Source organism: Stenotrophomonas sp. LGBM10 (assembly GCF_046736075.1).
Taxonomy (GTDB): Bacteria; Pseudomonadota; Gammaproteobacteria; order Xanthomonadales; family Xanthomonadaceae; genus Stenotrophomonas.
Genome location: NZ_CP177163.1, coordinates 2,274,217 through 2,286,932, shown reverse-complemented (window position 1 = coordinate 2,286,932; position 12,716 = coordinate 2,274,217). Strand labels below are relative to the sequence as shown.

General features: G+C 69.3%; 9 protein-coding genes. 1 reads left to right on the top strand and 8 read right to left on the bottom strand.

The features are described from left to right. Positions 1–18: 18 nt before the first annotated feature. Positions 19–549, bottom strand: a complete 531-nt coding sequence (locus ACLB90_RS09625; RefSeq protein WP_411849305.1) for a phage tail protein — start codon at positions 547–549, stop codon at positions 19–21. A gap of 52 nt (positions 550–601) precedes the next feature. Further along, positions 602–1,141: a phage tail protein gene (locus tag ACLB90_RS09620; RefSeq protein WP_411849304.1), complete on the bottom strand. Its 540-nt coding sequence runs from the start codon at positions 1,139–1,141 to the stop codon at positions 602–604. A gap of 290 nt (positions 1,142–1,431) precedes the next feature. On the opposite strand from ACLB90_RS09620, the gene ACLB90_RS09615 reads away from it, so the two are divergent. Further along, the gene (locus tag ACLB90_RS09615; RefSeq protein ID WP_411849303.1) at positions 1,432–8,340 is read left to right on the top strand and encodes a putative Ig domain-containing protein; all 6,909 of its coding nucleotides are present in this window, start codon (positions 1,432–1,434) and stop codon (positions 8,338–8,340) included. Positions 8,341–8,483: 143 nt separating this feature from the next. Here the strand turns inward: ACLB90_RS09615 and ACLB90_RS09610 are convergent, their stop codons facing one another. From ACLB90_RS09610 to ACLB90_RS09585, 6 genes are all read right to left on the bottom strand, one after another. After that, a complete protein-coding gene (locus ACLB90_RS09610; RefSeq protein ID WP_411849302.1) occupies positions 8,484–9,503 on the bottom strand; it encodes an MlaA family lipoprotein in 1,020 nt (339 codons plus the stop codon). A 1-nt stretch (position 9,504) separates the two neighbouring features. Then, complete coding sequence (locus tag ACLB90_RS09605; RefSeq protein ID WP_411849301.1) at positions 9,505–9,816, bottom strand: lipid asymmetry maintenance protein MlaB; 312 nt, start codon at positions 9,814–9,816, stop codon at positions 9,505–9,507. Then, positions 9,806–10,468, bottom strand: a complete 663-nt coding sequence (locus ACLB90_RS09600) for a phospholipid-binding protein MlaC (protein ID WP_411849300.1) — start codon at positions 10,466–10,468, stop codon at positions 9,806–9,808. Before ACLB90_RS09600 ends, ACLB90_RS09605 begins: the two co-directional genes overlap by 11 nt. Next, positions 10,465–10,992: an outer membrane lipid asymmetry maintenance protein MlaD gene (gene mlaD / locus ACLB90_RS09595; RefSeq protein WP_411849299.1), complete on the bottom strand. Its 528-nt coding sequence runs from the start codon at positions 10,990–10,992 to the stop codon at positions 10,465–10,467. The genes ACLB90_RS09600 and mlaD overlap by 4 nt, the downstream gene beginning before the upstream one ends. Before the next feature lie 113 nt (positions 10,993–11,105). Beyond that, positions 11,106–11,855 carry an MlaE family lipid ABC transporter permease subunit gene (locus tag ACLB90_RS09590; protein ID WP_411849298.1) on the bottom strand — a complete coding sequence of 250 codons (750 nt, stop codon included), beginning with the start codon at positions 11,853–11,855 and terminating at the stop codon, positions 11,106–11,108. Further along, positions 11,855–12,643, bottom strand: a complete 789-nt coding sequence (locus tag ACLB90_RS09585) for an ABC transporter ATP-binding protein (RefSeq protein ID WP_136006856.1) — start codon at positions 12,641–12,643, stop codon at positions 11,855–11,857. Before ACLB90_RS09585 ends, ACLB90_RS09590 begins: the two co-directional genes overlap by 1 nt. Positions 12,644–12,716: the final 73 nt, after the last annotated feature.

Below are 12,716 nucleotides of genomic sequence, written 5' to 3'. Positions count from 1 at the left end.
GCCTTGCGAAGGAGGAAGTCAGCTCTGCGACGGAAAAATGCCGTAGATGGCGATGCAGTACTGCACGGTAAGCGTGGGCATGCAGTTCTCGTGGGGCAGGTCGCCACCGCTTGCCGATACCGATGACGGGGACAGCGTCATCGACGTGCCGTCGGTGATGTCGCTGACGTAATAGGTTTCGCCGCTGACCGCGCCGGGTACCACCGTGGCGGAGGGCAGGTCGGCGGTGGCCGCCACCGTGGTCACTGCCAGCAGATGGGTATGCGGCGGCAACTGCGGCGACGTCAGGGTGACCTGCTCGCTGCCGGCCACCTGGCCGATCACGCGGGGGCTCAATGTGGGCCCCTGGCCCTGGTTCATCGGCAGCCGGCCACGCAGATCGGGCAGTGCGAAGTTGGTGGTGCCATTGCCGCCGTAGGTGGTGCCGATCAGCGTGAACAGAACGTCGTTGTCCGGGATCGGCAGGATGCGCCCGTCGCAGGGCAGCCATCCGGAAGGGGTACGGCCGAATCCGAACATGCGGATCTCGCCGACAAAAGGCATGGTCATCGATGCGTGCTCCAGGAGAGTAAGGCGAGGGGAGGCCGGGTGGTCCCGCCCATCAGTCGCGGGGCGGGAAGATGCCCGCCGACACGCAGATGAAGAAGTTGATGACGGCAAACGGCTGCATGTTCGGGTGCGGCTGCCCGTTGCCAGTCAGGCCAACCGTCTGCGGGGTCTGTACGACCTGGGCGCCGCCCGCGGTGGCATAGAGCTTGGCGCCGGTACCGGTGCCGGCGTAGGCGCAGCCGGTCGGAATGCGGACATTGCCGGCGGCGTTGACCCCCAGCACCTGGTGCGTATGGGAAGGCATCTGCGGGGCCAGCAGGGTGACATTCTCAAACCCGCTTACTTCGCCGAGCTGCGTAGGAGCGGGTTGCCAGCCCGTGTCCACGGAGGTGCCAGCCGACACCGGCGCGCGGCCGCGAAGATCCGGCAGGCCGAAGGTGATTCGACCGTCGCCGCCGTACTGCGTCCCCAGCAGGGCGAACAGGGCCTGATTGGTCGCTACTTGAAGAAGCTGGCCGTTGCACGGTGCAAAGCCCCTGGGTGCAAAGGTGAAGCCGGCCATGACAATCTGGCCGAGATAATATTCGCCCATCTATATCCCCCTTGGATGGTGAGCGCGGGCGCCGGACTGGCGCCCGCGTACTCTGAACGCCATTCAGGATCTTCACAAGTCCCTGCCGTTGCAGCGATTTGACCGGACGTTGCATCTATCTTCCGCGCCGCGACTCTGTTCCAATGGCGCCAACGGGGGAGGCGCGGATGGCCTACCGCTGGCAGCGCCGGGGATCGGCAGGGGATGGTTTCCCCGGGAGCACGCCAGTTGGGACGCGCACCTCGATGTTGTTCCGCATCCAGGTGGGATTCTTCTAAGGGGGAAGAGTCATGTCGTTCCTTTCCGGTACCGCGCGTTCCGCGCGTCTGTTCGCCTTCGTCTCGTTGTTGTCCTGCCTGGCCCTGTTCTGGCCGGGCCTGGCGCAGGCGGCCCATACGTCCAATTTGTGCACACCGCTTACGGCGCATGTGCCCAGTGGCGGCAGTGTGGCGATCGACGTCACTGCCTGTGCCGGGAACATCTTCCTCGCCTCCGACGGCGCGGTCGACGGGCCTGCCCTGCCACAACGCGGCAGCGCCGTCCTGCGCGTCGACGAACCCAGGTGGTACGTCGATTACAGCCACAACGGCGTTGACCTCCAGGGCGATGTCTTCGAGTTCACCGATACCGCCAACCGCACGGTCCGGGTGACGATGATCATCGATCCGCCGGCGTCGGCAATCGTGGTCAGCCCGGCGACGCTGGGCCCGATGACGGCGGGTACGGCGTTCTCGCAGACGTTCGCCGCCACCGGCGGAACCGCCCCCTACGCCTACACGATCAGCAGCGGGCAGGTGCCGCCGGGGTTGATCCTGGGCAGCACGGGCATCCTGTCCGGCACGCCGACCCGACGCGGCCCCTTCAGTTTCTCCGTGCGGGCGACCGACAACCTCGGCGGCGTGGTCGACAAGGCGTATTCGGTGACGGTGCAGAACCCGAGCCTGACGCTCAGCCCCACCGCAGCGACCGCGACGCTGAACGCCCCCTTCACCCTGTTGCTGGACACCAGCGGCGGTGTCGCGCCGTACAACTATGCCCTTGAATCGGGCGTGCTGGCCCCGGGCATTACGTTGACCAACCAGGGCTACATCAGTGGCACGCCCACCGGTCCAGCGCAGACCTACACGTTCACGCTGCGGGTGACCGACGGCAGCACCGGTACGGCCCCCTACTTTGAACTGAAGACCTTCGCCCTGACGGTGGGCAACGCGCCCACCGTCAGCATCGCGGTGTCGCCGGCGAGCGTGAACGAGGACAGCGGTCAACCGCTGGTGTACACAGTTGCCCGCAGTGTCACCCAGGCCACCCCCCTGGTGGTGAATCTGGGGACCTCGGGAACGGCGACCAGTGGCTCCGACTACACCGGCGGCGTGTCCACTGTCACCATTCCAGCCAATGCCATCAGCGCGACGGTCAACATCGTCCCGGTCAACGACACCGCCGTGGAAGCCGATGAAACGGTGATCCTGACGGTATTGCCCGGCACCGGCTACACGGTGGGTGCACCGGCCAGCGCCACCGGCACGATCCTCAACGATGACAAGCCCGTCGCCACCATCGCCGTCGCCCCGGCGATCGTGGATGAAGACAGCGGCACGCCGATGATCTACACCGTCACCCTGGATCGCACCAATCCGATCGCACTGAGCGTGCCGATCCTGCTGGGCGGCACGGGTGTCTTAGGCGTGGACTACACCGGCACGCCGGCATCGGTGACGATCCCGGCGGGCCAGACGACCGGCACGCTCTCGCTCACGCCGATCGCCAACACCACGGCGGAGCCCAACAGGACGGTGGTGGTCAGCCTGCAGTCGGGTACGGGCTTCACGCTGGGCACGCCGGCCAGCGCCACCGGCACCATCCGCGACGACGATCTGCCGGCGCTGCGCATCAGCGATGTCACCCAGAACGAAGGCAACAGCGGTACCAGTGCCTTCACCTTCACGGTATCGCTGGATGTGCCGGCGGGCCCGGGGGGCGTCACATTCGACATCGCCACCGCCGACGGCACCGCCACCGCCGGTTCGGACTACGTGGCGCGCAGTCTGGTTGGCCAGACCATTCCGGCCGGCGCCCAGACCTACACGTTCACCGTGCAGGTCAACGGCGACACGATGTATGAGGTGAACGAGACCTTCCTCGTCAACGTGAGCAATGTTGCGCGTGCGACCATCGTCGATGGGCAGGGCGTGGGAACCATCGTCAACGACGATGCGCTGCCGACGTTGTCCATCGTCGATTACATGACGACGGAAGGCGATTCGGGCACGACCCGGGTCGACGTGCCCGTTAGCCTGTCCGCCGCCAGCGGGGTGAACGTGACGGTGCAGTACGCCACCGCCGATGGCACGGCCATCGCGCCGGCCGACTACACCGCGGTCAGCGGTGTGGTGACGTTCCCGCCCGGTGTGACGACCCAGACCATCACGGTGCTGGTCAATGGCGATACCACGGTGGAAGCGGACGAAACCTTCCAGGTGCGTCTGACCAACCCGGCCAATGCCACCCTGGCCCGGGGCACGGCAACGGTCACCATCCTCAACGACGACGCGCCGATGACGCTGTCGCCCCCGTCCCTGCCGGCGCCGCGCGCCGGTGCCGTGTACAACCAGCCGCTCACGGTGACCGGCGGCGTTGCGCCCTACACCTTCACCCATACCGGCAACCTGCCGCCAGGCGTGTCGTTGAACGCGGCCGGCGTGGTGAGCGGCACGCCCACGGCCGTGGGCACGTATGCGTTCACCGTGACGGCCACCGACAACAGCGCGGTCGCGAACACGCAGATGCAGGCGTACGTCCTTGCGGTCCTCCAGCCCCTCGTGGTGCTGCCTGGCGCGCCGTTGCCGCCGGCTGTCCTTGGCCAGCCGTTCAACAGCAACCGCGGGCCGGCCACGGGCGGCACCGAGCCGTACATCTTCAGCGCCATCCCCGGCACCCTGCCGCCAGGACTGAGCCTGTCCCCGGCCGGCGTCCTCAGCGGCACGCCCACTGCGGCGGGAACCTACTCCTTCACGGTGACCGTGCGCGACGGCACCACGGGCACGGGTGCGCCCTATGGCACGTCCGAGACGTTGACGCTGACGGTGGTCGACCCGGTACCGGTGGCCGGCAACGTTCCGTTGACGACGTCCTATGACGCACCGGCGACGCCGGTCGCCCTGGTCCTGTCCGGTGGCGCGGCCACCTCGGTGGCGGTGGCGACCGCACCGCAGCACGGCACCGCGACGGTGACCGGCCCGCTGACGATCAGTTACCAGCCGACCAGCGGCTATGCCGGACCGGACAGCTTCACCTATACGGCCACCGGCCCGGGCGGCACGTCCGCGCCCGCCACGGTGACGGTGACGGTGGGCATTCCCGTCATCACCGTGTCCGCCAGCGGCGGGTTCGCCGCGGTAGCCGGTACGCCGTACAGCCAGACGTTCACCTGGGCCGGCGGCGCGCAGCCGTATACCGCTCATCTGGTGAGCAACCTGCCGGCGGGCCTGACGGTCACCGCGACCACCGCCACCACGGCGACGATCAGCGGCACGCCCACGGCGTCGGGAAGCTTTGGGCTCGTGGCATCTGCACGCGACAGCAGCACCGGCACCGGTCCGTTCACCACCGGCATGAGCTTCGTGCTGACCGTGGCCAGCCCGACCCTGTCGGCCACGCCGGCCACGCTGCCTGCCGGTACCGCGGGCAGCGCCTACCAGCAGGCGATCACCGCCAGCGGCGGCGTCGCGCCGTACCAGGTGACCCTGTCCGGCACGCTGCCGACCGGGATGAGCTTCAACGCCGCCACCGGCATGCTGTCCGGCACGCCGACCCAGTCCGGTACGTTCGCGTTGAGCGCCACGCTGACCGACAGCACCACCGGTACGCCGGCCAGCGCCACACAGGCGTACAGCCTGGTGGTGGCCAGCCCGACGCTGTCTGCCACGCCGGCCACGTTGCCCGCCGCTACCGCCGGCACGGCGTACCAGCAGGCGTTCACCGCCACCGGCGGTATCGCGCCGTACCAGGTGACCCTGTCCGGCACGCTGCCGACCGGGATGAGCTTCAACGCCGCCACCGGCATGCTGTCCGGCACGCCGACCCAGTCCGGCACGTTCGCGTTGAGTGCCACGCTGACCGACAGCACCACCGGTACGCCGGCCAGCGTCACCCAGGCCTACAGCCTGGTGGTGGCCAGCCCGGCATTGTCGGCCACCCCGGCGACGCTGCCCGCCGCTACCGCCGGCACGGCGTACCAGCAGGCGTTCACCGCCACCGGCGGTATCGCGCCGTACCAGGTGACCCTGTCCGGTACGCTGCCGACCGGGATGAGCTTCGACGCTGCCACCGGTACGTTGTCGGGCACGCCGACCCAGTCCGGCACGTTCGCGTTGAGTGCCACGCTGACCGACAGCACCACCGGTACGCCGGCCAGCGTCACCCAGGCCTACAGCCTGGTGGTGGCCAGCCCGGCATTGTCGGCCACCCCGGCGACGCTGCCTGCCGGTACCGCCGGCAGCGCCTACCAGCAGGCGATCAGCGCCACCGGCGGCATCGCGCCGTACCAGGTCACGCTGAGCGGCACGCTGCCGACCGGCGTCACCTTCGATGCCGCGACCGGCACGTTGTCGGGCACGCCGACCCAGTCCGGCACGTTCGCGTTGAGTGCCACGCTGACCGACAGCACCACCGGTACGCCGGCCAGCGTCACCCAGGCCTACAGCCTGGTGGTGGCCAGCCCGGTGCTGGTCGCCACGCCGTCGGCGCTCGCAGCCGGGACCGCAGGGACCCCGTACCAGCAGGCCTTCACCGCCACGGGGGGCATCGCGCCGTACCAGGTGGCACTGAGCGGCACGCTGCCGACCGGCGTCACCTTCGATGCCGCGACCGGCACGTTGTCGGGCACGCCGCTGCAGTCGGGCACCTTCGCCCTGACGGCGACGATCACCGACAGCACCGGCGGCACCCCGGCCAGCGTCACCCAGCCCTACAGCCTGGTCGTGGCCAGCCCGGTGCTGGTGACCCCGCTGTCGGCCCTGCCGGGCGGCACCGCCGGCAGCGTCTACCAGCAGGCGTTCACCGCCACCGGCGGCATCGCGCCGTACCACGTGGCGCTGTCCGGCGCGCTGCCGGCCGGCCTGTCGTTTGATGCCGGCACCGGCACGCTGTCCGGTACGCCGACCCAGTCGGGGACCTTCGCGCTGACTGTCACCATCACCGACAGCACCGCCGGCACCCCGGCCCGCCTCACCCAGCCCTACAGCCTGGTGGTGGCCAGCCCGGTGCTGGCCGCCACGCCGGCCACGCTGGCAGCGGCGGCGGCGGGCACGCCCTACCAGCAGGTGTTCTCTGCCACGGGCGGCATCGCGCCGTATCGCGTGCTGCTGTCCGGCGCGCTGCCGGCCGGCCTGTCGTTCGATGCCGGCACCGGTACGCTGTCCGGTACGCCGACCCAGTCGGGCACCTTCGCGCTGACCGCCACCGTCACCGACAGCACCGGTGGCACCCCGGCCAGCCTGGTACAGGCCTACACGCTGACCGTGGCCGCGCCCACCCTGTCGTTGAGCCCGGTTGCCGGCGCGCTGCCGGCGTCCACCGCCGGCAGCAGCTACACGCTGGCCTTCACCACCGAAGGCGGGTTGGCGCCGTACCGCTACGCGCTCACCGCCGGTGCGTTGCCGGCCGGTCTGGTGCTGGACGTGGCCACCGGCCGTATCGCCGGCACCCCCGGCGTGGCGGGCAGCTTCGCCTTCAGCGTCACCGTCACCGACGCCACCACCGGCGGCGGCGGCACGCTTACCCAGGCCTACTCGCTGAGCGTGGCGGCACCGGTGCTCGCTCTGACCCCGGCCTCGCTGCCGGCCGGGCTGTTCGCCAACCGCTATGAGCAGGTCCTGACCGCCACCGGCGGCACCGCACCCTACCGTTATGCGGTCAGTGCCGGTGCACTGCCGGACGGCATGACGCTGGAAGCGGCGGGGATGCTGGCCGGTACGCCAACCGCGGCGGGCGCGTTCGCATTCACCGTCACGGCGACCGACGCCCTGGGCTTCACCGGCAGCCACGACTACGTGGTGCAGATCGCCCAACGCCCGGATCCGACCCGCGATCCGGAAGTGCGGGGTCTGCTGACGGCCCAGCGCGATGCGGCACGCCGGTTCGCCAACTCGCAGATCGAGAACTTCCAGCAGCGCATGCAGCGCCTGCACGGGGCCAGCCGCAGCAACGGGTTCAGCAACAATCTGAGCCTGTCCTACGCCACGCGCCGTTGCGAGCCGATGGTGGGCAACGTGCCCGGTCCGGACTGCGATGCGCAGCGCCGGCAGCCGTTCGACCGTGAAACGGGGCTGGAGCAGAACGCACCCAGTGCCGCCGGCACGGCCTCGCAGGCACCGCTTGGCCTGTGGGTGGGCGGCACCATCCGCTCCGGGCGCAGCGAGGGCGGCCAGCGCGCCGGTACCGACTTCGAGACCGATGGCGTCACCGTCGGCAGCGATCTGCGGATCAGCGAGGCCTTCGCCGTTGGCGCCGGGCTGGGCTACGGCCGCGATCGCAGCGATGTCGGCGAAAGCGGCAGCCGCAGCGATGGCCAGGCCTACAGCATGGCGGTGTATGCCAGCTACAGCCCGGGCCGCAGCCTGTTCGTGGACGCCCTGCTGGGTCACCAGCTGCTCGACTACACCCTGCGCCGCTACGTGACCGGCGATGGCGGCTTCGTGCACGCCCGTCGCAACGGCAGCCAGTGGTTCGGTTCGCTCGCCTTCGGTGCCGACCTGGCCAAGGGCAACTGGCAGTTCACCCCGTACGCCCGCCTGGATGCGTCGCAGGGTTCGCTGGACCGCTACGTGGAGCAGGGCAACGACCTGTTCGCGCTGCGCTATGGCGAACAGGACGTGGATGCCACCACCGGCAATGCCGGCCTGCGCGTGGAAATGCGCAATACGGCCGGGTGGGGCGCCTGGACGCCGCAGCTGCGCGTGGAGTACCAGCACGACTTCAGCGGCAGTGGCCTGGCCACCCTGCAGTACGCCGACCTGGTCGATGTGCCGCTCTACCGCACCACGCTGGATGGCTTCGACCGCAGCCGCTGGATGCTGGGCGCCGGGGTGATGTTCGACTTCGGGCGCACCTGGGGCCTGCGCGTGGACTACCGCGGGTTGGTGGGCAGTGGCAACGACCGCGACCACGGCGTGCAGATCAGCCTGGACAAGGAGCTGTAAGGAGCGCGCGCCACCGCCACGGCGGTGGCGCGATGCCGGTGCGGGCACCGCGGCCCAGCGCCCGACCCACCCGCCGCCGTGCCTCGAACACGTCAGCGTGCAACCCAAAAAAAACCCCGCCAAGGCGGGGTTTTTTACTTTCTTCAGTTGCTCCAGTTCGGCATCGGCATCGCATCGACCGGGATCGGGGCGGTGTCGTCGGCATCCTTGCCGCGCGCATGCTTGCCGCGCAGGTCGTTCTCGATCTGGTAGTTGCGGCGCTGCAGCCAGGCATCGCGGGTCAGCGCGTACTCGTCCACCGCGTTGTCGCGGATGTCGTCCAGCGCCATCAGCTGCGAGCGCATGTCCACCAGCTGCAGGCCCTGCAGGCCAATGCGGACCTTGTCCTCTTCGATCGTGCGGATCGGCGAGAGCGGGATGTCGCCGGCCAGGCCGAACACGTCGCGCACCGTGCGCGGCCCGAAGAAGGGCAGCTCCACGTAGCGCGAACGGCGCCAGCCCCAGGCACCCAGGGTCTGGCCGAAGTCTTCGCTGCGGCGCGGCACCAGTGCCTTGCTGGCCGGATCGAACAGGCCGCCGATACCCAGCGTGGAGTTCATCAGGAAGCGGCCGAGGGTGTCCCACGCGTCGTCGGCACGCCCCTGCAGCAGCTGGTTGGTCATGGTGACCGGCGCGCGCAGGTTGCTGAAGAAGTTGGTCACGCCGGTACGGGCGAAGCGCGGCACCACCTTGGTATACGCGGTGGCCAGCGGGCGGGCGACCGCGCGGTCGACCACGTTGTTGAAACTGTGCACGCGGCGGTTGAACGGTTCCCACGGATCGTACGGCGCGCTGGCCGCCGTGGTGCCATCGGCGCTGGGTGCCGGACCGCCGTACAGCGCGGCGAAGTCGTCTTCCGCGCTGGTCGGCGCGACGTCGCCGGCGGTGGCGGGCGGCGTACCGTCGGCACCGGACTGCTGCGCCGGATCCCCGACGGCATCGGCCGGCACCGGGGCGGGCACCTCGGCCTGCGGCAGGGAGTCGGCCGGCGTGTCCTGCGCGGCATCGGCCGCGGCAGGCGTCACCGGCACGCTGGTGGGCGCGCTGTCGCGGGCGGGTTTGCCGGCACACGCGGTCAGTGCCGTGGCCAGCACAAGGAGGGGGAGGGTGCGTATGACGTTCATGTCAGCTCGCCGCAGAAAGGGCATTGAAATCCAGGGTGGGCGCCAGCCGGTAGGCCGCGCACAGTTCGTTGAAGCCGGCCGGTGAGCCGACGATGGCCGGTGCACCGCCGCGGTCGCGCAGGCGCGCGGCCAGTTCGGCCAGCAGCGCCACGCCGGCGCTGTCCACCCGCGTCACCGCAGCCAGATCCAGCTGCTGCACACCGTCGAGCGCGCCCAGCGACGGCCACAGGGCCGTCGCCGCCGCGCGGTCGAGCACCCCGCTGAACACCAGCGCGGTGCCATCGCGACGGACGCTGGCCGCGTTACTTGCCACGGGGCGCCTGTCCGGCCTGCATGGTGCCGTTGCGCAGTTCGGTGGCCACCTGCTGGATGGTCTTCTGGCGCAGCGGGGCGTCGAACTGGGTCTTGAAGGTCTGCACGTAGGAGATGCCTTCGATCATCACGTCGAAGATCTTCCACTGGCCGTTCACGTTGCGCATCAGGTAGTCGACCGGGGTCGGCTCGCTGCCGGCGCGGATCAGTTCGGTGGACACGCGCACGCCGCGGTTGCCGGGCAACGGGGATTCGGACTTCAGGCGGAACGTCGGCTTGCCCTGGATTTCCAGCAGGGCCGAGCCGTAGCGCTGCATGAGGTTGTCGGCCATCGCGTCGGCAAACAGCTTCACATCGGCATCGGAGGCGCCGCGGCCGTGCACGCCCAGCACCAGGCGTGCGGCGTAGTCGCGGTCGAAGGTCTTGTTCAGCTCGCTGTTGATGAAGCTGCGCAGGGCGGTCGGGTTGCCGCGGAACTCGGTGCGGCGTGCCTGCAGCGTGGTCAGGATGCGGGTGCTGGCGTCGAGCACGGCGCTGCCGGCCTGGCCCTGCTGGGCACTGGCGGCGGCCGGGGCGGCCTGTGCCATCGACAGCGACGGCAGCGAGGCGAGCAGGGCCGTGGCGAGCAGGGCCGGGATCAGTCTGGTTTTCATGGTTGCGGTTCCTTTGCAGGCGCCTCTGCGCCATTGCCCTCGTGGGAATCAGCGCCGCCGGCGTTGCCCGGGCCACTGAACATGTATTTGCCAACCAGCTGCAGCAGGTCTACCGCCGGCTGGGTGAAGACGATCTCATCGCCGGACTTGAGCACGTCCGGATCGCCGCCCGGCTGAAGACCGATATAGCTCTCGCCCAGCAAACCGCTGGTGAATATGCCGGCGGAGGTGTCGGCCGGCAGGTCCTTGAACTTGCCGTCCAGCTTCAGGGTGACGATCGAATCGAACTTGGTCGGATCCAGCTCGATCTGCGCGACCTGGCCGACGGTGACGCCGCCGATCTTGACCGGCGCCTGTTTGCGCAGCTGGCCGATCTGGGTGAAGCGCGCCTTCAGTTCGTAGCCGCTGCTGCCCAGCCCCCACCGCTGGTTGGTGGACGCCACGGCCAGCACCAGCAGCGAGGCCAGCGCCAGCAGCAGGAACGCGCCGACGGAAAATTCGAGTCTGGGACCGCGGATGGCCATGTGTTGTCTCACTGTTCTTTGTCAGGTGCCCGGACAGCTCGCCGGGCGGGAGTATCTGCATGCGTGAAGCGGTACCGGCCGGTTCAACGGCCGTACCGACCAACGGTCGGTACCTACTGGAACATCATTGCCGAGAGCACGAAGTTGAACATCAGCACCAGCAGCGAGGCGTTGACCACCGCACGCGTGGTGGCCACCGAGGTGCCTTCGATGGTGGGTTCGGCGTGGAACCCCACGTACGACGCAACCAGCGCGGCAGTGCCGCCGAAGATCGCCGACTTGAGCATCGCCACGCCGAAGTCGTCCCAGAAATCCACGCTGTTGCTCAGCGCCGACCAGAACACGCCGTTGTCCAGGCCGAGCACGTGCACGGCCTCGAAATAGCTGGCGCTGATCGCCAACGAACAGAAAATGCCGGTCAGCAGCGGCACGGTCAGCACCGCTGCCCAGAAGCGCGGTGCCACCGCCTTGGCGATCGGATCGATGGCCATCAGCTCCAGTGCCTTGATCTGGTCGGTGGCACGCATCAGGCCCAGCTCGGCGGCGATGGAGCTGCCGGCGCGGCCGATGAACAGCAGCGCGGTCAGTACCGGGGCCAGTTCGCGGTACAGCGACAGGCCGAGCAGGGTGGACAGCGCATCGGCGGCACCGAAGGTGGTCAGCGTGCGATAGCCCTGCAGGGTCAGCACCAGCCCCACGAAGGCGCCGCCCACGGCGATGATCGGCAGCGAACGCGCGCCGATCTTGTAGATCTCGCGGGTCAGTTCGGCGAGGAAATCGGCGGTCGGCAGCGAGCCGCGCAGCACCGTCAACGAGAACAGGCCGGCGCGGCCGAGCGAACGGGTGGCTTCAACGAACGGCATCAGGCAACCCTCGCGCGCGGTGCGGCATCGAACGGAATCGGGCCGTCCGGTTCGCCGTGCAGGAACTGGCGCAGCAGCGGGTCCTGGCTGGATTCCAGATCGGCCGGGCTGCCCTGGAACACGATGCCGCCGTTGGCGATCGCGATCACCTGGTCGCAGATCGGCAGGGTCTCGTGAACATGGTGGCTGACGATGATGCTGGTCAGGCCCAGGCTGTGGTTGAGGCGCTGGATCAGGCTCATGATCACCCCGCTGGCGATCGGGTCCAGCCCGGTCAGCGGTTCGTCGTAGATCATCAGCGGCGGGTCCAGGGCCAGCGCGCGGGCCAGCGCAACGCGGCGCGCCATGCCGCCGGACAGCTCGCGCGGCCAGGCATCGGCGGCGGCCAGCAGGCCCACGGCGTGCAGCTTCATCTGCACCAGGCGGCGCAGCACCGGCGTCGGCAGGCGCGTATGGGTACGCAGCGGCAGCGCGACGTTTTCGGCCACGGTCAGGTCGGTGAGCAGGCCATTGCCCTGCAGCAGCACGCCGACACTGCGGCGCATCTCGCGCAGGGCGCTGCTGCCGGTGGGGATCGGCTTGCCGAACAGGGTGACGCTGCCGGCCACCGGACGCAGCTCACCGGTCAGCGCGGCCAGCAGCGTGGACTTGCCGCTGCCGGACGGGCCCAGCACGGCGGTAATGCTGCCGCGCGGCACCGACATCGACACGTCGCGCAGGATCGTGCGCCCGCCGCGGTCGATCCGCACGTTGGACAACTGCACCAGATCATCTTCGGAAGCCGTCATGGGCGCCATTAACAAATTTCCAACGTTGTAAGATCGTGGTGAACGGCTGAACATAACCGAACTGGACCGTGCA

Bases quoted from the DNA above. Each gene is read 5' to 3' on its own strand.
- ACLB90_RS09625 (WP_411849305.1), bottom strand. From the start codon at position 549: ATGACCATGCCTTTTGTCGGCGAGATCCGCATGTTCGGATTCGGCCGT.
- ACLB90_RS09620 (WP_411849304.1), bottom strand. From the start codon at position 1,141: ATGGGCGAATATTATCTCGGCCAGATTGTCATGGCCGGCTTCACCTTT.
- ACLB90_RS09615 (WP_411849303.1), top strand. From the start codon at position 1,432: ATGTCGTTCCTTTCCGGTACCGCGCGTTCCGCGCGTCTGTTCGCCTTC.
- ACLB90_RS09610 (WP_411849302.1), bottom strand. From the start codon at position 9,503: ATGAACGTCATACGCACCCTCCCCCTCCTTGTGCTGGCCACGGCACTG.
- ACLB90_RS09600 (WP_411849300.1), bottom strand. From the start codon at position 10,468: ATGAAAACCAGACTGATCCCGGCCCTGCTCGCCACGGCCCTGCTCGCC.
- mlaD (WP_411849299.1), bottom strand. From the start codon at position 10,992: ATGGCCATCCGCGGTCCCAGACTCGAATTTTCCGTCGGCGCGTTCCTG.
- ACLB90_RS09590 (WP_411849298.1), bottom strand. From the start codon at position 11,855: ATGCCGTTCGTTGAAGCCACCCGTTCGCTCGGCCGCGCCGGCCTGTTC.
- ACLB90_RS09585 (WP_136006856.1), bottom strand. From the start codon at position 12,643: ATGACGGCTTCCGAAGATGATCTGGTGCAGTTGTCCAACGTGCGGATC.